The following is a 21,640-nucleotide window of genomic DNA, read 5'->3' as shown; positions in this document are numbered from 1 at the left end:
ATGGGACGCGCCTACTCCCTGCTGTTCCGTACGGTCCTCACCCGGATCGACCCCGAACGCGCCCACCACCTCGCGTTCGGGGCGATCCGGGCGGCCGCCTCCGTCCCCGTGCTGCGCGACGCGGTACGGGCCGGGTTCGCGCCCCGCTTCCCGCAGCTGCGGGTGCGGGCGCTGGGCCGCACCATGCCGGGGCCCTTCGGGCTCGCCGCCGGCTTCGACAAGAACGCGGTGGGCATCGACGGCCTGGCCATGCTGGGCTTCGACCACGTCGAGATCGGCACCGTCACCGGACAGCCGCAGCCCGGCAATCCGCGCCGCCGGCTCTTCCGGCTGGTGGCCGACCGCGCCGTGATCAACCGGATGGGCTTCAACAACGACGGCTCGGCCGCCGTCGCCGCCCGGCTGGCCCGCCGCACACCCCGCCCCGGTGGCACCGTGGTGGGCGTCAACATCGGCAAGACCAAGGCCGTCCCCGAGGCGGAGGCCGTCGCCGACTACGTCACCTCCACCGAACGGCTGGCCGAGCACGCCGACTACCTGGTGGTCAACGTCTCCTCGCCCAACACCCCGGGACTGCGCGCCCTGCAGGCCGTGGACCAGCTGCGCCCGCTGCTGAGCGCGGTGCGCGAGGCGGCCGACCGCGCGGTCACCGCGCGCCGGGTGCCGCTGCTGGTGAAGATCGCCCCCGATCTCGCCGACGAGGACATCGACGCCGTCGCCGATCTCGCCCTGGAACTGGGCCTGGACGGCATCATCGCCACCAACACCACCATCGGCCGGGACGCGCTGGCCACCCCCGCCGATGAGGTGGCCGCCATCGGCGCGGGCGGACTGTCCGGCGCCCCGCTCACCGAGCGCTCGCTGGAGGTACTGCGCCGGCTGTACGCGCGCACCGGTGGCAGGCTCACCCTGATCGGGGTCGGCGGCATCACCACCGCCGAGGACGCCTGGGCCCGGATCCGGGCCGGCGCCACCCTGATCCAGGGCTACAGCGGCTTCATCTACCAGGGCCCGGCCTGGGCCCGGCACATCCACCGCGGACTGGCCAGGCAGCTGGCGGCCAGCCCGTACGCCACGCTGGCCGAGGCGGTCGGCACCGAGATCACCGAGGCGACCGCGGCCACCGCGAGCACCCGGGGCGACAGGAGCCCCGTGGACACCGAGGCCGAGGAGGGCCGGGCATGAGCGCACCGGAGCCGTTCGGCGCCCGGCTGCGCCGGGCCATGGACGAGCGCGGGCCGTTGTGCGTGGGGATCGACCCGCACGCACAACTGCTCGCCGACTGGGGGCTCGGCGACGACATCGCGGGCCTCGAACGCTTCACCCGCACCGTGGTGGAGGCACTCGCCGACCGCGTCGCCGTCCTCAAGCCGCAGTCCGCGTTCTTCGAGCGCTTCGGCTCGCGGGGCGTGGCCGTCCTGGAACGGGCCATCGCCGACAGCCGTGACGCCGGGGCGCTGGTGCTCACCGACGTCAAGCGCGGGGACATCGGCTCCACCATGGCCGCCTACGCCTCCGCCTATCTGGAGCCCGGTGCCCCGCTGTTCTCGGACGCGATCACCGTCTCCCCCTACCTCGGCTTCGAGTCGCTGCGGCCCGCGCTGGACCTGGCGCGGGCCAACGGGGGCGGGATCTTCGTCCTGGGCCTCACCTCCAACCCGGAGGGCGCCCAGGTGCAGCGGGCCACCGCCGCCGACGGCCGTCCGCTGGCCCAACTGATGCTGGACGCCATCGCGCGGGAGAACGCGGGCGCCGACCCGCTGGGCTCGGTCGGCGCGGTGATCGGTGCCACCCTGGGCACGGCGGGGGTGGACCTGGCGGTCAACGGCCCGCTGCTGGCTCCCGGAATCGGCGCGCAGGGCGCCACCGCAGCCGATCTGCCCAGGCTGTTCGGGGCCCAGAGTGGTCATGTGGTGCCCAGTGTCAGCCGGTCCGTGCTGCGTCGCGGGCCCTCGGTCGAAGGGCTGCGCACGGCCGCGGAGGAGGAGGTCCGGGCGCTGTCCGCAGTGGTCCCTGACCACCGTTGAGCCCTCTGCCGTAGAGAAATGTCCGAAAAGTTCGTACTGATTGAACGCTGACCTGGACTTTTTGACGATTCTCGCTGACTCGAGCCGGATCGGCCGCTAGTCTCCGACGAGAGCGGAGCAGCCAGGCACCCAGCCGACTGCCCGCCGGTGCGGGGCCAGATGGCCGCGTGCTGTCCGTATCCAACAGATTCGACACCCGAGGTGACGTAGGCGTGGCTCTTCCGCCCCTAACCCCTGAACAGCGCGCAGCCGCGCTTAAGAAGGCCGCCGCGGCTCGCCGGGAGCGCGCCGAGGTCAAGAATCGGCTCAAGCACTCCGGCGCCTCCCTGCACGAGGTCATCCAGCAGGGACAGAAGAATGATGTCATCGGAAAGATGAAGGTCAGCGCGCTGCTGGAGTCGCTGCCCGGCGTCGGCAAGGTCCGCGCCCGGCAGATCATGGAGCGTCTTGGCATCTCCGAGAGCCGCCGGGTCCGCGGTCTCGGCTCCAACCAGATCGCCTCGCTGGAGCGTGAGTTCGGCGACAAGGCAGCCTGAGATTTTCCCGCTCCGCATGGAGACGGGATAATCGGCACATGAACGATCGTCCGCGGCTGACCGTGCTCTCCGGCCCCTCAGGGGTCGGCAAGAGCACGGTCGTCGCCCATATGCGCAAAGCTCATCCGGAGGTGTGGCTGTCCGTCTCGGCCACCACCCGTCGCCCCCGCCCCGGGGAGCGCCACGGTGTGCACTACTTCTTCGTGGAGGACGAGGAGTTCGACAAACTCGTCGCCAACGGAGAGCTCCTGGAGTGGGCCGAGTTCGCCGGCAACCGCTACGGCACTCCGCGCCGTGCCGTCCTGGACCGGCTGGAGGCGGGGGAGCCCGTCCTCCTGGAGATCGACCTCCAGGGCGCCCGGCTGGTGCGCTCCTCGATGCCCGAGGCGCGGCTGGTCTTTCTCGCGCCGCCCAGCTGGGAGGAACTGGTGCGCCGGCTGACCGGCCGGGGCACCGAACCGCCCGATGTCATCGAGCGCCGGCTGACCGAGGCCAGGAAGGAACTGGCGGCCGAGTCGGAGTTCGACGTCACCCTGGTCAATACGTCGGTCGAGGACGTCGCGGGTGAGCTGCTAGCCTTGCTGTGTTAACCAGGGGGCAGTCTTTGTTTCCCCCGCCCCCGACCCCCTGCGGAAGGTAGAGCGTGTCCTCTTCCATCACCACGCCCGAGGGCATCATCAACCCGCCGATCGATGAGCTGCTCGAGGCCACCGACTCGAAGTACAGCCTGGTGATCTACGCCGCCAAGCGCGCGCGTCAGATCAACGCGTACTACTCCCAGCTCGGCGAGGGCCTGCTGGAGTACGTCGGCCCGCTCGTGGACACCCATGTGCACGAGAAGCCGCTGTCGATCGCGCTCCGCGAGATCAACGCCGGCCTGCTGACCTCCGAGGCCATCGACGGCCCGGCGGACCCGAGCCCGCGCCAGAGCCGCTGAGTCGCCGTACGCGCACCACAGCATCGATCCGCCCACGGGCCCGGCAGCACGCTGCCGGGCCCGTGCTCGCGCCGGGAGAAGGGCAGCGATGGACAAGCCGAAGATCGTTCTGGGAGTCAGCGGCGGGATCGCCGCCTACAAGGCGTGCGAGCTGCTGCGCCGGCTGACCGAATCCGGTCACGATGTCCGGGTGCTGCCCACCTCCAACGCGCTGCGCTTCGTCGGCGCGGCCACCTGGGCGGCGCTGTCCGGGCATCCGGTGGACACGGAGGTCTTCGAGAGCGTCCACGAGGTGCCGCACGTGCGGATCGGTCAGCAGGCCGATCTGCTGGTGATCGCCCCGGCCACCGCCGATCTGCTGGCCAAGGCGGCGCACGGGCGGGCGGACGATCTGCTCACCAACACGCTGCTGACCGTACGGGCCCCGGTGATCTTCGCGCCCGCGATGCACACCGAGATGTGGGAGCACCCCGCCACCCAGGAGAACGTCGCCACGCTGCGCCGACGCGGCGCCGTGGTCATCGAGCCCGCCAGCGGGCGGCTGACCGGCGCCGACACCGGCAAGGGCCGGCTGCCGGACCCCGCGGAGATCTTCGAGGTCTGCCGCCGGGTGCTGGCGCGCGGCACCGCGGGGGCCGTCCCCGATCTGGCCGGACGGCATGTGGTGATCTCGGCCGGCGGCACCCGCGAACCGCTGGACCCGGTGCGCTACCTGGGGAACCGTTCCTCGGGCAAGCAGGGCTACGCGCTGGCCCGCACCGCGGTGGCCCGGGGCGCCCGGGTGACGCTGGTGGCGGCGAACGCGGCGCTGCCGGACCCGGCCGGGGCCGAGGTCGTCCCCGTGGGCACGGCGCGCGAGCTGCGCGAGGCCGTCCTGAAGGCCGCCGCAAACGCCGACGCGGTGGTGATGGCGGCGGCGGTCGCCGACTTCCGGCCTTCGCGCGAGGTGGACAGCAAGATCAAGAAGCGGGACGGGGTGGAGCCGGAGCCGATCGCCCTGGTGCGCAACCCCGACATCCTGGCGGAGCTGTCCGCCCACCGCCCCGCGCCGGCCCAGATCGTGGTGGGGTTCGCCGCCGAGACGGACGATGTCCTGGCCAACGGCCGGGCCAAGCTCGCCCGCAAGGGCTGCGACCTGCTGGTCGTCAACCAGGTGGGCGGCGGGCGCGCCTTCGGCACCGAGGAGAACGAGGCGGTGATCCTGGAGTCCGGCGGCCCGGAGACCCCGGTGCCGCACGGCCCCAAAGAGACTCTGGCGGACCGCATCTGGGACATCGTGGCAGGGCGTTTGAGCACGGCCTGATTCCGTACGACCCCCTTGCGCCGTCTCGCACTGCGATCCACCTCTCCCCAGCCGGGGGCAGGACCGTTACTGTAAGACAGGGCCGCGGCAGCCGTGGTTGGACCGCTGTCCGGCGACCCTTGAGCCGATAGACTCACACCGACGCCCGCCGGGAGGCCCCGGAGCGCGTCGGACCAGTTCAGTCAGCAGCCGCTGCAACCCCAGGGAGCGATGTGTCCCGCCGCCTGTTCACCTCGGAATCTGTGACCGAGGGTCACCCCGACAAGATCGCCGATCAGATCAGCGATGCCATCCTCGACGCCCTGCTCCAGGAGGACCCGACCTCTCGGGTGGCCGTCGAGACGATGATCACCACGGGCCTGGTGCATGTGGCCGGTGAGGTCACCACCAAGGCCTACGCGGACATCGCGTCCCTGGTGCGCAACAAGATCCTCGAAATCGGTTACGACTCCTCCAAGAAGGGGTTCGACGGCGCGTCCTGCGGGGTGTCGGTGTCGATCGGGTCGCAGTCCCCGGACATCGCCCAAGGGGTGGACACCGCCTACGAGTCGCGGGTCGAGGGCGAACTGGACGAACTGGACCGGCAGGGCGCGGGCGACCAGGGCCTGATGTTCGGCTACGCGTGCGACGAGACGCCCGAGCTGATGCCGCTGCCGATCCGGCTGGCGCACCGGCTGTCCTCCCGGCTCTCCGAGGTGCGGCGCAACGGGACCATCCCGTACCTGCGCCCGGACGGCAAGACCCAGGTGACCATCGAGTACGACGGTGACAAGGCCGTGCGCCTGGACACCGTGGTGGTCTCCAGCCAGCACGCCTCGGACATCGACCTGGAGTCGCTGCTCGCCCCCGACATCCAGGAGTTCGTGGTCGAGCCCGAACTGAAGGCGCTGGTCGCCGACGGCATCAAGCTGGACAGCGAGGGCTACCGGCTGCTGGTGAACCCCACCGGGCGCTTCGAGATCGGCGGCCCGATGGGTGACGCCGGGCTGACCGGACGCAAGATCATCATCGACACCTACGGCGGGATGGCCCGGCACGGTGGCGGCGCCTTCTCCGGCAAGGACCCGTCCAAGGTCGACCGGTCGGCGGCCTACGCCATGCGCTGGGTGGCCAAGAACGTGGTGGCCGCGGGGCTCGCCTCGCGCTGCGAGGTGCAGGTCGCGTACGCGATCGGCAAGGCCGAGCCGGTGGGTCTGTTCGTGGAGACCTTCGGCACCGCCACGATCGAGCCCGAGCGGATCGAGAAGGCCATCTCCGAGGTCTTCGACCTGCGGCCGGCCGCCATCATCCGCGACCTCCACCTGCTGCGTCCCATCTACGCGCAGACCGCCGCGTACGGGCACTTCGGCCGTGAGCTCCCCGACTTCACCTGGGAGCGCACCGACCGCGTCGACGCGCTGCGCGCCACCGTCGGTCTCTGAGGTTCCCGGCCCGGCGATGTCCGAGCCATCTGCTGTACTGCTCGGGTGAGCGGCGAGCAAGAACACCGGGCGGCGGGCGCGGAGCAACTGGCGCTGATCCGCGCGAGCGTGCGGGCGGGCCGGAAGGAACCTCCGGCCCGCCCCCGCACCTGGCGCGGCGCCGCGCTCGCCGAGGGGCTGCCGGTCGCCCGGGTGCTGGTCGACAAGGGCCTGGTGCACCTCGACCGCTACTTCGACTACGCCGTACCCGCCGCCATGGACGCGGACGCCCAGCCGGGGGTCCGCGTCCGGGTGCGGTTCGGCGCGGGGGAGCGGGGCGGGCGCCGCGAGGGCGGCGGTCTGATCAACGGCTTCATCGTCGAGCGGCGCGCCGAGAGCGACTTCCCCGGCACCCTGGCGCCGATCGCCCAGGTGCTCTCGACCGAACCCGTCCTCACCCCCGCCCTGCTGGCGCTGTGCCGGGCGGTCGCCGACCGGTACGCCGGGGCGCTCGCCGACGTCGTACAGCTCGCGGTGCCCCCTCGCCGGGCCCGCCCCGAGAAGCAGCCCTCACCTCCCGCACCGCCCCCGCCCGCCGCGCCCGAGCCGGGGGGCTGGGCCCGCTACCCGCGCGGCGCCGGCTTCCTGGCGGCGCTGGCGCGCGGCGAGGCGCCGCGCGCGGTGTGGACGGCGCTGCCGGGTCCCACCTGGCCCGGCGAACTGGCGCGCGCCCTGGCCACCACGCTGGCAGCCGGGCGCGGCGCGCTGGCCGTCCTCCCGGACGGGCGGGCCGCCGCCCGGGTGGACGCCGAGCTCACCGCACTGCTGGGGCCGGGCCACCATGTCCTGCTCACCGCGGACGCCGGGCCCGAGGAGCGGTACCGCAAGTGGCTCGCGGTCAGCCGCGGCGCGGTGCGCGGGGTCGTCGGCACCCGGGCGGCGATGTTCGCGCCGGTCCGTGATCTGGGCCTCGCCGCGATCTGGGACGACGGCGACCACGCGCACGCGGACGACCACGCGCCCCAGCCGCACGCCCGCGATGTCCTGCTGCTGCGCGCCGCCCACGAGCGGGCAGGCCTGCTGCTGGGCGGTCACGCCCACACCGTGGAGGCGGCCCAGCTGGTGGCGACGGGCTTCGCCGCGCCGCTGGCGGCGGACCGGGAGACGGTGCGCGAGGCCGCCCCGCAGGTGCGCACGATCGGCGAGGCGGACGAGGCGCGGGACGCGGCGGCCCGCACCGCGCGGCTTCCGACGCTCGCCTGGCAGACCCTGCGCGAGGCTCTGGGCCGCGGCCCGGTGCTCATCCAGGTGCCGCGCCGCGGGTACGTTCCCCGGCTGGCCTGCGAGCGCTGCCGGGAACCGGCCCGCTGCCGGCACTGCCACGGGCCGCTGACCGTGCCGGACGGCGGCGAGCTGCGCTGCGGCTGGTGCGGGCGCGAGGAGGCGGCCTGGCACTGCCCGAGTGCGGGGGCGGACGGCTGCGCGCCGTGGTGGTGGGCGCGCGGCGCACGGCGGAGGAACTGGGCCGGGCGTTCCCGGCGGTACCGGTGCGCACCTCCGGGCGCGATCACATCCTGGACACGGTGCCCGACCGGCCCGCGCTGGTGGTCGCCACACCGGGCGCCGAGCCGGTGGCCGAGGGGCCCGGGTACGCGGCGGCGCTGCTGCTGGACGGCTGGGCGCTGCTCGGCCGCCCCGATCTGCGGGCCGGCGAGGAGGCCCTGCGCCGCTGGCTGTCGGCGGCGGCGCTGGTGCGGGCGCGGGGGAGGGCGGCACGGTGGTGGTGCTGGCCGAGGCCACGCTGCGGCCGGTGCAGGCACTGGTGCGCTGGGACCCGGCGGGGCACGCGGAGCGGGAGCTGGCCGACCGGGCGGCGCTCGGCCAGCCGCCGGTGTCCCGGATGGCGGCGGTGAGCGGGTTGCCGGAGGCGGTGGACGGGCTGCTGGAGACGGCCGGACTGCCTCCGGACGCGGAGATCCTGGGCCCGGTGCCGCTGCCCGTACGCTCGCCGGGCCAGCCCCGCAGGCCGGGCGATCCGCCGCCGGGAGAGGTGTGGGTGCGGGCCCTGGTGCGGGTGCCGCCGGGCAGCGGTGGCGCACTGGCCGCCGCGCTGAAGGCGGCGCAGGCCGCCCGGGCGACCCGCCGGGAGGGGCCGCCGGTCCGGATCCGGATCGACCCGCCGGACATCGGCTGAGCCGGCCCGGCGGGTGGCCTCGTACCCCGGGCGTTCCCGCTCCGGGGCGTGCGTCCACGGGCGGGCGCCGTACGGGTGACAGCGCGTCGCCTGCCCGGCGTACCCGGCGACCCGGTCATCGCACCGGTGGTGGTTTCCCGGCGCTCAGGGACGACGCGCGGCACGGTCCTGAACAGCTGCGGACCGCGCCGAGTGGCGGAACGACTCCTCGGACGCGGCCGGACCACCCGTGATCGCGGGGACCCGCGCATCGGTACGGACACTGCCCCGGGGCGGGCGTTACTCCCGTCCGGCCCACCCCGTGATGGCGGCTCAGCAGCGCCTCGTCACACCGCCGGACGCGGCCGGCGGCGCCGCGTGGGGATCACCGCGACAGCCGCTCCAGCCTCAGGGTGTTGTCCTTGTGGTGGAGCTCCTCGCCGTTGGGGAGGACGCGGGTGCGCTCGTACTCCTCCGCGGTGCGGACCTCCCAGGCGCCCTCGGCGAGTTCGAGTGAGGCGATGACCTCCGCCGGGGTGGGGAAGTGCACCTCGGGGTGGTCCTCCGGTTCGTGGCCCCGGGGCCAGCCGGCGTGGCCCACGATGAGCAGCGTGCCGCCGGGGGCCACCGCCGTCGCCGCCCGGCGCAGGATCCGCTCCCGGGGGAGATCGACAGTGGAGTGCAGAAAGTGCGCGGAGACCAGGTCGAAGGTGCCCTCGGGGAAGGACTCCCCGAGGTCGTGTCGCTGCCAGTCGATCCGGTCGGCCACCCCGCGCCCGGCCGCGTGCGCCGCCGCGCGCTCCAGGGCGACGCCCGAGATGTCGGTGGCGGTCACCCGCCAGCCGCGGTCCGCCAGCCACACCGCGTCGCCGCCCTCGCCGCAGCCCAGATCCAAGGCGCTACCCGGGCTCAGTCCTGAGACCTCGCGGACCAGCGCGACGTTGGGCTCGCCGCTCCAGATCCGTTCGTTCTCCCGGTACCGGTCGTCCCAGTGCTCCTGTGCCGAACGCTCGTCCTTCGTCATGGATGACCTCCGTGTCGGTTCACCGGAGATGGTCCGCCCCCGAACGGCCCATGGCAAAGACTGTTGCCGGACCGGCAAAACTCAGCCGGTGCGCGGCCCGGGGAAGGGCGCGGCCACCGGCTGCTGCTGCGGCGCCGTGCCCAGCGGCTCGCGCCCCAGGGATTCCCGGCCGAGGGGTTCCCGGCCCAGGGCGTCGCGGCCAAGCGACTCGCGGCCGAGGGATTCCCGGCCGAGGGACTCCCGTACGGCACTGGTGCGCTCCGCCGTGCGCCGGGTGCCGTAACGGCGGTGCACCGCCTGCTTGGTGACACCGAGCGCCGAGCCCACCGCGTCCCAGGAGAAGCCGAGCGAACGGTCGAAGTCCACGGCCGCCGTCACCAGTGTCTCCACGCTGTCCCGCAGCTCCTGGGCCAGCCGGACGGTCGGTGCCGGGGCGCGCCCGTACACGACGAACCCGGCCGCGGAGCCGGTGCGTCGCGGGCGGTACACATTGCCCAGCTGTGCGGTGAGCGTGCGCAGCGCGTCCACCTGGCGGCGGACCCGCTCGATGTCCCGCACCAGCAGATGCAGGCTCGCTCGTGCCTGGGCGTCAGGGGTGGCGTGGTCGGCCATGAGGACCCTCTCGAACCGGCGTCAGGGATTGTCGGAATGGTCAATCTGCCTTGACCAACGCCTTACACGTGGCCTGGGTCACGCTGCTGGACCGGATCGTCCACGCCAAGGGGCGCGTTCCGCTCCGCACGCCCCGGGGGTCCACGCCGGTGCGGACCGTAGACTGACGCACCGTTTCGGGTTGTTCCCGTAGCTCCCGTACCCCGCACTCACCCGAGAAGGTGACACCCGCACCATGAGGCTCGTCTTCGCCGGCACCCCCGAGGTGGCCGTACCGGCCCTGGACGCCCTGCTCGCATCGGACCGGCACGAGGTCGCCGCCGTGGTCACCCGGCCCGACGCGCCCGCCGGCCGTGGGCGACGGCTGGTCGCCAGCCCCGTCGCCCAGCGTGCCGAGGAGGCCGGGATCGAGATCCTGCGGCCCGAGCGCCCGCGCGACCCCGCCTTCCAGGAGCGGCTGCGGGCCATCGCCCCCGACTGCGCCCCGGTCGTCGCCTACGGCGCGCTGCTGCCCGAGTCCGTCCTGGACATCCCCCGGCACGGCTGGGTCAATCTGCACTTCTCGCTGCTCCCCGCCTGGCGCGGCGCCGCCCCGGTCCAGCACGCCGTCATCGCGGGCGACGAGGTCACCGGCGCCTCCACCTTCCAGATCGAGAAGGGTCTTGACTCCGGCCCGGTCTACGGGGTGCTCACCGAGGAGGTGCGCCCCGAGGACACCAGCGGCGACCTGCTGACCCGGCTCGCCTTCGCGGGCGCCGGACTGCTGGCGGCCACCATGGACGGCATCGAGGACGGCAGTCTGCGCGCCGTGCCGCAGCCCGCCGAGGGTGTCACCCTGGCCCCCAAACTCTCCGTCAACGACGCCAGGATCGACTGGGACCACCCCGCCCTCGGCGTGCACCGCCTGGTGCGCGGCTGCACCCCGGCACCCGGTGCCTGGACCGTCTTCCGCGGCGAACGCCTCAAGGTGCGCCAGGTCGCCCTCGCCCCCGAGCAGTCGGCCCTCGCCCCGGGCGAACTGGCCACCGGCAAGCACAGCGTTCACGCCGGTACCGGCTCGCACGCCGTCGAACTCATCTGGGTACAGCCCCAGGGCAAGAAGCCGATGGCCGCCGCCGACTGGGCCCGCGGCGTGCGGGTGCGCCCGGGGGAGCGGCTGGGCTGACCCCGGGGGCCACGGGCCCGGGCCGTGCCGGACACGGCCTAGGCTTGACCCCCCGCACCACCTCTCACCAGCAGCAGTCGGAGTCATCGTCCCCGTGAGCAATCGGCCCGCCCGTCGTCCCGCCAGGCCCTACCGCCGTCCCCGCAAGGACCCGGTGCGTTTCCTCGCCTTCGAGGCGCTGCGCGCCGTCGACGAACGCGACGCCTACGCCAACCTCGTGCTGCCCCCGCTGCTGCGCAAGGCGCGCGCCGCCGGGGACTTCGGCGACCGGGACGCCGCGCTGGCCACCGAGCTGGTGTACGGCACGCTGCGCCGCCAGGGCACCTACGACGCGGTGCTGGCGGCCTGCGTGGACCGGCCGCTGCGCGAGGTCGACCCGCCGGTGCTCGACGTGCTGTCGCTGGGCGCGCACCAGCTGCTCGGCACCCGCATCCCCACCCACGCGGCGGTCAGCGCCAGCGTGGAACTGGCCCGCGTGGTGCTGGGCGACGGCCGCGCCAAGTTCGTCAACGCCGTGCTGCGCAAGGTCGCCGCCCACGACCTGGACGGCTGGCTGGAACGGGTTGCCCCGCCCTACGACGAGGACCCCGAGGAACACCTGGCCGTCGTGCACGCCCATCCACGCTGGGTGGTCTCCGCCCTGTGGGACGCGCTGGGCGGTGGCCGCGGCGAGATCGAGGCGCTGCTCGCGGCCGACAACGAACGCCCCCGGGTCACCCTGGCCGCCCGCCCCGGCCGGATCGGCCCCGCGGAGCTGCTGGAGCAGGCCGGCCCCGAGCGGGCCACCCCCGGCGACTGGTCCCCGTACGCGGTACGGCTGGCCGAGGGCGGCGAGCCCGGCGCCATCGAGGCGGTCGCGGACGGCAGCGCAGGGGTCCAGGACGAGGGCAGCCAGCTGGTCGCCCTCGCGCTGGCGAACGCCCCGCTGGCCGGTGACGGCGGCGACACCCGCTGGCTGGACGCCTGCGCGGGGCCCGGCGGCAAGGCCGCCCTGCTGGCCGCCCTCGCGGCCGGACGCGGCGCCGCGCTGCTGGCCGCCGAGAAGCAGCCGCACCGCGCCGCCCTGGTGGCCCGCGCGCTGGCCGGCAACCCCGGTCCGTACCAGGTCGTGGTCGCCGACGGCACCCGCCCCGCCTGGCCGGCCGGCGGCTTCGACCGGGTGCTGGTCGATGTGCCCTGCACCGGTCTCGGCGCGCTGCGCCGCCGCCCCGAGGCCCGCTGGCGCCGCCGCCCCGAGGACCTGGACGGCTTCGCCGGGCTCCAGCGCGGGCTGCTGCGCGAGGCACTGACCGCGGTACGACCGGGCGGCGTGGTCGGGTACGCCACCTGCTCACCGCATCTGGCCGAAACCCGCGCCGTGGTCCACGACGTGCTGAAGAATCCGGGCAGCACCGCCGCCGAATGGCTGGACGCCAGACCCCTGCTGCCCCGCGTCCCCGCCCTGGGCGACGGCCCCGACATCCAGCTGTGGCCGCACCGGCACGGCACCGACGCGATGTACCTCGCGCTGCTGCGCCGCACCGCGTGACCGGCGTCACCCCACCCCCTGACCATGCTGAATACTGAGGACATGGCACAGATCAACCCCAGCATCCTGTCCGCGGACTTCGCCCGCCTCGCCGAGGAGGCCCAGGCCGTCGAGGGGGCGGACTGGCTGCACATCGACGTCATGGACAACCACTTCGTGCCGAATCTGACGCTGGGCCTCCCGGTGGTGGAGTCGCTGCGCAAGGCCACCGACACCCCCCTGGACTGCCATCTGATGATCGAGGACCCCGACCGCTGGGCCCCGGCCTACGCGGAGGCGGGCGCCGGCTCGGTCACCTTCCACGCCGAGGCGGCCACCGCGCCGATACGGCTGGCACGGGAGATCAGGGCGCAGGGCGCGCGGGCCTCGATGGCGCTGCGCCCGGCCACCCCGATCGAGCCGTTCGAGGATCTGCTGCCCGAGCTGGACATGATCCTGGTGATGACGGTGGAGCCCGGGTTCGGCGGTCAGGCGTTCCTGGACGTGACGCTGCCCAAGATCCGCCGCACCCGGGAGCTGATCGCGCGGCACGGGCTGCCGCTGTGGCTCCAGGTGGACGGGGGTGTCTCGGCGGCGACCATCGAGCGGTGCGCCGAGGCGGGCGCGGACGTGTTCGTGGCGGGCTCGGCCGTCTACGGCGCCGAGGACCCGGCGGCCGCGGTGCGCGGGCTGCGCGAGCAGGCGGAGCGTGCGGCGGCCGCGGCCCGGGGAGCCGGCACGGCCGGGTGAACGGGAACGGCGTCCCCGCTCCGGCGGGCCGGGCGCGAGCGACATCAAGGACCTTACGGATCTGCGAGGATGGCCGAGCGGACCGTGAGCGGGACAAGCCGGAGGACTGAGAGGTGAGTGCCGTGTCGACCGGGAGGTCAGCCGCACGGATGGGCCCCGCCGAACTGATGCAGGCGGCGGCGATGGCCCGCCGCTTCTATCTGGAGGGCAAGTCGAAGATCCAGATCGCGGACGAGTTCGGGGTGAGCCGCTTCAAGGTCGCCCGGGTGCTGGAGTCCGCAGTGGAGCACGACCTGGTGCGGATCGAGATCCGGGTGCCGGCGGAGCTGGACGCGGACCGCTCGGACGCGTTGCGGGCTCGGTACGGGCTGCGGCACGTGGTGGTCGCCGAGTCGACCACGGACACCGCCGACGACACCCCCGACCCGGAGCATCTGGGTGAGGTGGGCGCCGAACTGCTGGGCGAGCTGGTCGCCGAGGGCGACGTGCTGGGCCTGGCCTGGGGCCGTTCCACGATCCACATGGCGGCGGCGCTGCGCGAGCTGCCGCCGTGCACCGTGGTCCAGCTGACCGGGGTGTACGACGCGGGGACCGCCGAGCGCGGCTCGGTGGAGGCGGTACGGCGGGCCGCCGCCGTCTCCGGCGGGGAGGCGCATCCGATCTACGCGCCGATGCTGCTGCCGGATTCCGCGACGGCGGACGCGCTGCGCGCACAGCGCGGGATCGCGGCGGCATTCGAGTTCTTCGACAAGGTGACGATCGCGGCGGTGTCGATCGGCTCCTGGGAGCCGGGCATCTCCACGGTCCACGACATGCTGAACAAGGACGAGCGCGAGCACTACGCCTCCCTCGGGGTGGCCGCCGAGATGTCCGCGCATCTCTTCGACGCCATGGGGCGCCGGGTGGGCCGCGATCTGGGTGAGCGGTGCATCACCGTGGAGGCCGAGCGGCTGCGCCGGATCCCCGAGGTCGTGGCGATCGCGGGCGGGCGGCGCAAGGCGGAGGCGATCGGCGCGGTGCTGCGTTCGGGCCTGGTGACCAGCCTGGTCACCGACACGGCGGCGGCGGACCTGCTGCTGACCCAGTCGCCGGGTGTGCGTCCGGCGCTGGAGCGGGCCGACCCGGACAGCGTCCCCCGGTGAGGGGGCCGCGCCCGGGTGCGGTCCGTCACCCCTTCGGCCATCTGTTCGCCCGCTTCGGGGTGGATCGGGGATAATGCCGTAGGAGCCGCGTGCGAACGCTGCCGCTCCCACCCTCCCCCGACCCCGGCCGGGAGGTGCCCCCAGGGCAATGCGAGAACGCAGGTGAGAGAGCAGGCATGAAGTTCCTCAATGACTCCCGACCGTCGTACGACCTGACCTATGACGATGTGTTCATGGTCCCGGGTCGCTCGGCGGTGGCATCCCGACAGGACGTCGATCTCGCCACTCCGGACGGCAGCGGCACCACCATTCCGCTGGTGGTGGCCAACATGACGGCCGTCGCGGGGCGGCGGATGGCCGAGACGGTGGCCCGCAGGGGCGGTCTCGCCGTCATCCCGCAGGACATCCCGCTGGACGTGGTGACCGAGGTCACCAGCTGGGTCAAGCAGCGCCACCTGGTGCTGGACACCCCCATCACCCTCGCCCCCTCCCAGACCGTGGCCGATGCCCTGGCGCTGCTGCCCAAGCGGGCGCACAACGCGGGCGTGGTCGTGGCCGAGGGGCGCCCCGTGGGCATCGTGACCGAGGCCGATCTGCTGGGCGTGGACCGCTTCACCCAGCTCAGCGAGGTCATGTCGAAGGACCTGCTGGTGCTGGAGGCGGACATCGATCCGCGTGAGGCCTTCGCCACCCTGGACAGCGCCCACCGCAAGATCGCCCCGGCCGTGGACGCGCAGGGCCGGCTGGCCGGCATCCTCAGCCGCAAGGGCGCGCTGCGCGCCACCCTCTACCGCCCGGCCACCGACGCCGCGGGGCGGCTGCGGGTGGCGGCGGCCATCGGCATCAACGGCGGCAGCGTCGCGCGCGCCGAGGCGCTGCTGGCCGCCGGGGTGGACACCCTGGTGGTGGACACCGCGCACGGCCACCAGGAGTCGATGCTGGCCACCCTGCGGGCGGTGCGGGCGCTGGACCCGCGGGTTCCGGTGGTGGCGGGGAACGTGGTCTCGGCCGCCGGGGTGCGCGATCTGATCGAGGCGGGCGCGGACATCGTCAAGGTCGGGGTCGGCCCCGGCGCGATGTGCACCACCCGGATGATGACCGGCGTGGGCCGTCCGCAGTTCTCCGCGGTGCTGGAGTGCGCCGCCGAGGCGAAGAAGTTCGGCAAGCACGTGTGGGCGGACGGCGGGGTGCGGCACCCGCGCGATGTGGCGATGGCGCTGGCCGCCGGCGCCTCCAATGTGATGATCGGTTCGTGGTTCGCCGGGACGCACGAGTCACCGGGCGACCTCCAGCAGACCGCCGACGGCCGGCTGTACAAGGAGAGCTTCGGCATGGCCTCGGCGCGCGCGGTGCGCAGCCGCACCAGCGAGGAGTCGGCGTACGACCGGGCCCGCAAGGGACTGTTCGAGGAGGGCATCTCCACCTCGCGGATGTACATCGACGGCGCGCGCCCCGGCGTGGAGGACCTGATCGACTCCATCGTGGCCGGCGTGCGCTCCTCGTGCACCTACGCGGGCGCCGGCACCCTGGCGGAGTTCGCGGACAAGGCCGTGGTCGGCATCCAGAGCGCGGCCGGCTACGCGGAGGGCAAGCCGCTGCACGCCAGCTGGTAGCGACGTCCGCTCCAAGGGCCCGGAACTCACGAGGAGTTCCGGGCCCTTGTGCTGTCATGGACGGCATGACGCAGAAGGCGCGCGAGGGGTACGGGGGCACCGGAGCGGGACCGATCACTCCTGACGGCAGTGCGGTGGAGCACTGGCTGCGGTTGCCGCCCGGACCGGAACCGGGGATCGTCGCGGATGCCGTCCCGGGCGGCGGCACGCTGCTCGAACTGGGCTGTGGCGTCGGGCGGCTGACCGGGCCGCTGACCGAGGCGGGCTTCCGCGTCACTGCTGTGGACGAGTCGGCGGCGATGCTGGAGCACGTACGGGAGGCCCGCACGGTGTGCTCCCCGATCGAGTCGCTCGATTTGGGCGGGGAGCGCTTCGACGTGGTGCTGCTCGCCTCCTTCCTCGTCCACAACGGCGATCCCCGGGTGCGGGAGGGCCTGTTGCGCACGTGCCGTCGCCACGTCGCGGAGAACGGCTGGGTGCTGATCCAGCGGGAGCGGGCCAGTTGGCGCGATCAGGAGGTGCGGGAGGCGTCGCTGCCCGGCGGGGGGCTGGTCCGAGTCGCCGCCATCGAGCCGGCCGGCCCCGACCTCACCTCCGTTCTGGTGGAGTACGCGTACCCGGACGCCCGGTGGACGCAGCGGTTCCTGTCCTACGGCTACCCCGGCGACACCTTCGAGGAGGCGCTGGCGGCGGCCGGACTGGCCATCGACGCGTATCTCACGGAGGACCGCACCTGGTTGCGGGCGCGTCCGGTGTGAGGGGTGGCAACTACTGGACGGGGCGCCGTCAGGAAGTTGCCGTTGAATCCAACTGATGTTCTTCAACAAGGTGTTGAGCTTTCGTCAGGTGCTCCGTAGCTTCTGAATCCGGAACCCCCACCGGCCCGCGATCCGGGCCGCCGACTCCGGAGGACGCGTCATGCGCCTGCGTCAACGCCTCGCCACCGTCATCACCACGCTCGCTCTCGCCCTCGGCGCCGTGGCCGTCTCGGCCGCCCCGGCCACCGCCGCGCCCGCCGACAAGCCGCAGGTGCTCTCCAGCTGGACCCAGACCAGCGCCGCCAGCTACAACTCCTGGCTCTCGGCGCGCAACAACCAGGGCGCCTGGTCCGCGTACGCCTTCGACTGGTCGACCGACTTCTGCTCCTGGTCGCCGGACAACCCCTTCGGTTTCCCCTTTGAGATGTCATGTGCGCGGCATGACTTCGGGTACCGGAACTACAAGGCCCAAGGCACCTTCGACGCCAACAAGACCCGGCTGGACAACGCCTTCTACGAGGACCTGAAGCGCGTCTGCAACCGCTACTCGGGCGCCACCAAGACGGCCTGCGACGGCACCGCCTGGACCTACTACCAGGCGGTCAGGGCCTTCGGCTGACCCACCGGCCACCCGGCCCGCGCTGTGAGGCGCCCCACAGGCGCGCATACGGCGCGGGCCGACGTGGCAGACTGGTGGACGTACAACACGACACAAGCGCACTCCGGGGTCGGTGAAAGTCCGAGCCGGCGGTTACAGTCCGCGACCCGTCCGCCCACCAGCGGCCGGTTGACCAGGTGGAACTCCTGGACCGACGGTTAAAGTCCGGATGGGAGGCAGTGCGCGGCGGAGCGGGACCGGCATGTCCGGCCGCGGGCCGTCCCGTGACCCGGGACACCCGTGTGACCTGGGCGTTCCCCCTGCTTTCCGTTGGTCCCGTGATGCCCCGGAGTCCGTGCCCGAAGAGGCAGGAGGACCCGGTGGCCGCCCCACCCGACGCGCCCGAGACCGAGGCGATGCGTCATGCCGTCGCACTCGCCGCCCGGGGCCTGGGCCGCACCAGCCCCAACCCCGTCGTCGGCTGCGTGATCCTGGACGCCGCCGGCCGCCCCGCCGGCGAGGGCTGGCACCAGCGGGCGGGCGGCCCGCACGCCGAGATCCACGCCCTGGAGCAGGCCGGTGAGCGCGCCCGCGGCGGCACCGCCGTCGTCACGCTCGAACCCTGCAACCACACCGGCCGCACCGGTCCCTGCGCCCAGGCCCTCATCGCCGCCGGCGTGCGCCGCGTCCGCTACGCCGTCCCCGACCCCACCCCCGCTGCGGGCGGGGGCGCCGCCACCCTGCGCGCCGCCGGGATCACCGCCGAGCCGGGCCCGTGCACCGAGGAGGCCACCGCCGGCAACATCGCCTGGCTCACCTCCGTACGGCACGGCCGCCCCCACGTGCACTGGAAGTACGCCGCCACCCTGGACGGCCGGATCGCCGCCGCCGACGGCAGCAGCCGCTGGATCACCTCGCCGCAGGCCCGCGCCGACGTGCACCGGCTGCGCGCCGAGGCGGACGCCGTCGTGGTCGGCTCCGGCACCGCCCGCGCGGATGACCCCCACCTGGCCGTACGCGGCGTCCCCGGCGCCCGGCAGCCGCTGCGGGTGGTCGTCGACACCGAGGGCACCGCCGTCGCCCCCGGCGCCCGGATCCTGGACGACGCCGCGCCCACCCTGATCGCCGTCGCCGACGACCGCGCCCCCGCGCTCCCCGGGGCCGAGCTGGTGCGGCTGCCGCGCGCCGCCACCGGGCGCGGCCTGGACATCCCCGCGCTGCTGGCCGCCCTGCACCGGCGGGGCGTCCGGTCCGTGCTGCTGGAGGGCGGGCCCACCCTCGCCGGGGCGTTCGCCGCCGCCGGCGCCGTCGACCGGGTCACCGGCTATCTCGCCCCCGCCCTGCTGGGCGCGGGACCGGCCGCCCTCGGCGACGCCGGAATCAGCACCATCGCGCAGGCGTTGCGCCTGCGGGTCACCGACTGGGACCGGGTGGGGCCCGACCTGCGCGTCACCGCCGTCCCCGCCACCGTCACCGCTCCCGTCCCCACCGGCAAGGAGTCCTGAATGTTCACCGGAATCGTCGAAGAACTGGGCGAGGTCGCCGCCATCGAGACGCGCGGCGACTCCGCCCGGCTGCGCCTGCGCGGACCGCTGGTCAGCGACGGCGCCTCGCACGGTGACTCCATCGCCGTCAACGGGGTGTGCCTGACCGTCACGGACACCGGCGACGGCACCTTCAGCGCCGATGTGATGGCCGAGACCCTCAAGCGCTCCTCGCTCGGCGCGCTCACCACCGGCTCCCGGGTCAACCTCGAACGCCCCATGGCGCTCGGCGGCCGGCTCGGCGGACACCTCGTCCAGGGCCATGTGGACGGCACCGGCACCGTACTCGCCCGCGAACCCGCCGAGCACTGGGAGCTGGTCACCGTCTCGCTCCCCGCCGAGCTGTCCCGCTACGTCGTCGACAAGGGCTCCATCACCGTGGACGGCGTCAGCCTGACCGTGGTGGAGGCCGGCGAGGACCGCTTCACCATCAGCCTCATCCCCACCACGCTGGAGCTGACCACGCTCGGCATCAAAGAGCCCGGCGACCCCGTCAACCTCGAGGTCGACGTCATCGCGAAGTACGTCGAGCGGATGGTGACCCGATGAGCTCCGTCTTCGACCCCCTGCACGAGGTCGCCTTCAGCGCCTTCGGGCAGGACGTCATCTGGTCGGACATGACCGGCAACCTGATCGGGCTCGCCGCCCTCGCGCTGGGCTGGCGGCGCTCCATCTGGACCTGGCCCGCCCAGCTGCTCTCCGGCCTCGTGCTGATCGCCGCCTACGCCTCCGCCCAGCTCGGCGGCGGCGTCGGCAAGCAGCTGCTGGTCATCATCGTGGCCCTGTGGGGCTGGCGGCAGTGGCGCGGCGGCCGGCAGCAGGCCGCCGACGGCCAGATCGCCGTACGGTTCGCCACCGGCCGCGAACGCCTCGCGCTGGCCTCGGGCGCCGTCGTGGGCACCGTGGCGGTCGGCTGGCTGTTCGCCGCCTTCCCCTCGCTGTCCTGGAACCCGTGGCCCGACGCGTACATCTTCATCGGCACCCTGGTCGCCATGATCGCCCAGGCCAGGGGCCTGGTGGAGTTCTGGTTCGCCTGGCTGCTGGTCGACGTCGTCGGCGTGCCGCTGGCGTTCAGCAGCGGGCTGGCCTTCTCCGGACTCGTCTACGTCTTCTACCTCGTCCTCGTCCTGTGGGGGCTCCGGGACTGGTGGCGGCGCTCCGGCGCACCCGCCTCCCGCCCCGTCCTGGAAGGAGCAACCGCATGACCATCGCCGTGCCGGACCGCGACCTCGCCCTGGACCCCGTGGAGCGTGCAGTCGCCGACATCGCGCTGGGCCGGCCGGTGGTCGTCGTCGACAACCCCGACCGGGAGAACGAAGGCGACCTGATCGTCGCCGCCGAGAAGATCACCCCCGATCTCGTGGCGTTCATGATGAGCGAATGCCGCGGTCTGATCTGCGCGCCGATGGAAGCCGCCGACCTCGACCGGCTCGACCTGCCGCAGATGGTCACCGCCAACACCGAGCCGATGGCCACCGCCTTCACCGTCAGCGTGGACGCCGGCCCCGCCCACGGCGTCACCACCGGCATCTCCGCCGCCGACCGCGCCACCACCATCGCCCTGCTGGCCGACCCGGAGGCCACCGCCCAGGACTTCGTCCGCCCCGGACACGTCTTCCCGCTGCGCGCCCGACCCGGCGGCGTTCTGGCCAGGGCCGGCCACACCGAGGCCGGTGTCGACCTGGCCCGGCTCGCCGGACTGCGCCCCGCCGCCGTGATCGTGGAGATCGCGGGAGAGGACGGCGCCATGCTGCGCCTGCCCGAACTGGTGCCCTTCGCCCGCAAGCACGGCCTGTCGATCATCTCCATCGAGGATCTGATCGCCCACCGCGCCGCGGCCGAGCCGGACGCCACCGCACCGGGCGACGAGCCGGCCGTACGCCGCGAGGCCCGCACCACCCTGCCCACCCCGCACGGCGACTTCCAGGCCCACGGCTACCGTTCGGCACCCGATGGCACCGAGCATCTCGCCCTGGTGGCCGGCGACATCGGTGACGGCGAGGACGTCCTGGTCCGCCTGCACTCCGAGTGCCTCACGGGCGACATCTTCGGCTCCCAGCGCTGCGACTGCGGGCCGCAGCTGGCCGCCTCCCTGGAACGGGTGCGCGCCGAGGGCCGCGGCGTGGTGCTGTACCTGCGCGGCCACGAGGGCCGCGGCATCGGGCTGCTGTCCAAACTCCGCGCCTACGAACTCCAGGAACACGGCCGGGACACCCTGGACGCCAACCTCGAACTCGGCCTGCCGGTCGACGCCCGCGACTACGGGGCGGGCGCCCACATCCTCACCGACCTCGGGGTGCGCTCCGTACGGCTGCTCACCAACAACCCTGCCAAGACCGCCGCGCTGACCGAGCACGGGCTGCGGGTCACCGGGCGCGAGCCCATGCCGGCCCCCGCCGGGCGTCACAACCTGCGCTATCTGCGCACCAAGCGCGACCGCATGGGCCACGACCTGCCCTGGCTGGACGGCGCCGAACTGCCGGCCTGCGCCGGACAGTGACCGCCGCACCCTGACCACGCGCACCCTGACCCCCGCACCCTCTCCTCCCAC

Annotated in this window: 20 protein-coding genes, 1 pseudogene and 1 riboswitch; of the genes and pseudogenes, 19 read left to right on the top strand and 2 right to left on the bottom strand. The window is 73.8% G+C overall.

The annotated features are described in order from the left end of the window. The 8 genes and pseudogenes from SXIM_RS01660 (at position 1) to SXIM_RS01625 (ending at position 8,397) form a co-directional block, all read left to right on the top strand. The gene (locus SXIM_RS01660) at positions 1-1,185 is read left to right on the top strand and encodes a quinone-dependent dihydroorotate dehydrogenase (RefSeq protein WP_046722728.1); all 1,185 of its coding nucleotides are present in this window, start codon (positions 1-3) and stop codon (positions 1,183-1,185) included. Then, the gene (gene pyrF, locus SXIM_RS01655) at positions 1,182-2,027 is read left to right on the top strand and encodes an orotidine-5'-phosphate decarboxylase (protein ID WP_030727050.1); all 846 of its coding nucleotides are present in this window, start codon (positions 1,182-1,184) and stop codon (positions 2,025-2,027) included. The genes SXIM_RS01660 and pyrF overlap by 4 nt, the downstream gene beginning before the upstream one ends. Positions 2,028-2,239: 212 nt before the next feature. Beyond that, positions 2,240-2,563: an integration host factor gene (locus SXIM_RS01650; protein WP_030727047.1), complete on the top strand. Its 324-nt coding sequence runs from the start codon at positions 2,240-2,242 to the stop codon at positions 2,561-2,563. A 38-nt stretch (positions 2,564-2,601) separates the two neighbouring features. Further along, positions 2,602-3,153: a guanylate kinase gene (gene gmk / locus SXIM_RS01645; RefSeq protein ID WP_030727044.1), complete on the top strand. Its 552-nt coding sequence runs from the start codon at positions 2,602-2,604 to the stop codon at positions 3,151-3,153. Between the two features lie 53 nt (positions 3,154-3,206). Next, a complete protein-coding gene (gene rpoZ / locus SXIM_RS01640) occupies positions 3,207-3,500 on the top strand; it encodes a DNA-directed RNA polymerase subunit omega (protein WP_030727041.1) in 294 nt (97 codons plus the stop codon). An 88-nt stretch (positions 3,501-3,588) separates the two neighbouring features. Beyond that, positions 3,589-4,803, top strand: a complete 1,215-nt coding sequence (gene coaBC, locus SXIM_RS01635; RefSeq protein ID WP_030727038.1) for a bifunctional phosphopantothenoylcysteine decarboxylase/phosphopantothenate--cysteine ligase CoaBC — start codon at positions 3,589-3,591, stop codon at positions 4,801-4,803. Between the two features lie 212 nt (positions 4,804-5,015). Further along, the gene (gene metK, locus SXIM_RS01630) at positions 5,016-6,224 is read left to right on the top strand and encodes a methionine adenosyltransferase (protein WP_030727036.1); all 1,209 of its coding nucleotides are present in this window, start codon (positions 5,016-5,018) and stop codon (positions 6,222-6,224) included. A gap of 45 nt (positions 6,225-6,269) precedes the next feature. Next, a pseudogene (locus SXIM_RS01625) lies at positions 6,270-8,397 on the top strand (primosomal protein N'). A gap of 364 nt (positions 8,398-8,761) precedes the next feature. Here the strand turns inward: SXIM_RS01625 and SXIM_RS01620 are convergent. Both SXIM_RS01620 and SXIM_RS01615 read right to left on the bottom strand, forming a co-directional pair. After that, the gene (locus SXIM_RS01620) at positions 8,762-9,400 is read right to left on the bottom strand and encodes a class I SAM-dependent methyltransferase (RefSeq protein ID WP_030727030.1); all 639 of its coding nucleotides are present in this window, start codon (positions 9,398-9,400) and stop codon (positions 8,762-8,764) included. Between the two features lie 81 nt (positions 9,401-9,481). Next, entirely contained in the window at positions 9,482-10,012 is a 531-nt protein-coding gene (locus SXIM_RS01615; protein WP_043176908.1) for a hypothetical protein, read from the bottom strand. Positions 10,013-10,247: 235 nt separating this feature from the next. Between SXIM_RS01615 and fmt the strand changes: the two genes are divergently transcribed. The 11 genes from fmt to SXIM_RS01560 all read left to right on the top strand — a co-directional run bounded on the left by fmt (position 10,248) and on the right by SXIM_RS01560 (position 21,589). Further along, complete coding sequence (fmt, locus tag SXIM_RS01610; protein WP_046722726.1) at positions 10,248-11,177, top strand: methionyl-tRNA formyltransferase; 930 nt, start codon at positions 10,248-10,250, stop codon at positions 11,175-11,177. Between the two features lie 94 nt (positions 11,178-11,271). Then, entirely contained in the window at positions 11,272-12,705 is a 1,434-nt protein-coding gene (locus SXIM_RS01605) for an RsmB/NOP family class I SAM-dependent RNA methyltransferase (RefSeq protein WP_030727021.1), read from the top strand. Positions 12,706-12,747: 42 nt separating this feature from the next. Further along, positions 12,748-13,434 (top strand): ribulose-phosphate 3-epimerase, encoded by a 687-nt coding sequence (gene rpe / locus SXIM_RS01600; RefSeq protein ID WP_030727018.1) that lies wholly within the window; start codon positions 12,748-12,750, stop codon positions 13,432-13,434. A 149-nt stretch (positions 13,435-13,583) separates the two neighbouring features. Beyond that, the gene (locus SXIM_RS01595; RefSeq protein WP_030727015.1) at positions 13,584-14,576 is read left to right on the top strand and encodes a sugar-binding transcriptional regulator; all 993 of its coding nucleotides are present in this window, start codon (positions 13,584-13,586) and stop codon (positions 14,574-14,576) included. Between the two features lie 176 nt (positions 14,577-14,752). Next, positions 14,753-16,189 carry a GuaB1 family IMP dehydrogenase-related protein gene (locus SXIM_RS01590; RefSeq protein WP_030727012.1) on the top strand — a complete coding sequence of 479 codons (1,437 nt, stop codon included), beginning with the start codon at positions 14,753-14,755 and terminating at the stop codon, positions 16,187-16,189. Between the two features lie 65 nt (positions 16,190-16,254). Next, positions 16,255-16,947: a class I SAM-dependent methyltransferase gene (locus SXIM_RS01585; RefSeq protein ID WP_030727009.1), complete on the top strand. Its 693-nt coding sequence runs from the start codon at positions 16,255-16,257 to the stop codon at positions 16,945-16,947. A gap of 160 nt (positions 16,948-17,107) precedes the next feature. Next, entirely contained in the window at positions 17,108-17,566 is a 459-nt protein-coding gene (locus SXIM_RS01580) for a phospholipase (RefSeq protein WP_174864304.1), read from the top strand. A 94-nt stretch (positions 17,567-17,660) separates the two neighbouring features. Further along, positions 17,661-17,792, top strand: a riboswitch (FMN riboswitch). 169 nt (positions 17,793-17,961) lie between these two features. Continuing rightward, on the top strand, positions 17,962-19,050 hold the full coding sequence (gene ribD / locus SXIM_RS01575) for a bifunctional diaminohydroxyphosphoribosylaminopyrimidine deaminase/5-amino-6-(5-phosphoribosylamino)uracil reductase RibD (protein WP_030727004.1): 1,089 nt from the start codon (positions 17,962-17,964) through the stop codon (positions 19,048-19,050). Continuing rightward, positions 19,051-19,638, top strand: coding sequence for a riboflavin synthase (locus SXIM_RS01570; protein ID WP_046722724.1), 588 nt, complete (start codon positions 19,051-19,053; stop codon positions 19,636-19,638). It abuts the gene before it with no gap. Continuing rightward, positions 19,635-20,294 (top strand): nicotinamide mononucleotide transporter family protein, encoded by a 660-nt coding sequence (locus SXIM_RS01565; protein ID WP_030726998.1) that lies wholly within the window; start codon positions 19,635-19,637, stop codon positions 20,292-20,294. Before SXIM_RS01570 ends, SXIM_RS01565 begins: the two co-directional genes overlap by 4 nt. Beyond that, complete coding sequence (locus tag SXIM_RS01560; protein WP_046722720.1) at positions 20,291-21,589, top strand: bifunctional 3,4-dihydroxy-2-butanone-4-phosphate synthase/GTP cyclohydrolase II; 1,299 nt, start codon at positions 20,291-20,293, stop codon at positions 21,587-21,589. The genes SXIM_RS01565 and SXIM_RS01560 overlap by 4 nt, the downstream gene beginning before the upstream one ends. The last annotated feature ends 51 nt before the right edge of the window (positions 21,590-21,640 follow it).

The organism is Streptomyces xiamenensis (assembly GCF_000993785.3).
In the GTDB taxonomy this organism is placed as follows: Bacteria; Actinomycetota; Actinomycetes; order Streptomycetales; family Streptomycetaceae; genus Streptomyces; species Streptomyces xiamenensis.
The sequence above is the reverse complement of the archived record's forward strand: the minus strand, read 5'-3'. Positions and strand labels throughout refer to the sequence as shown.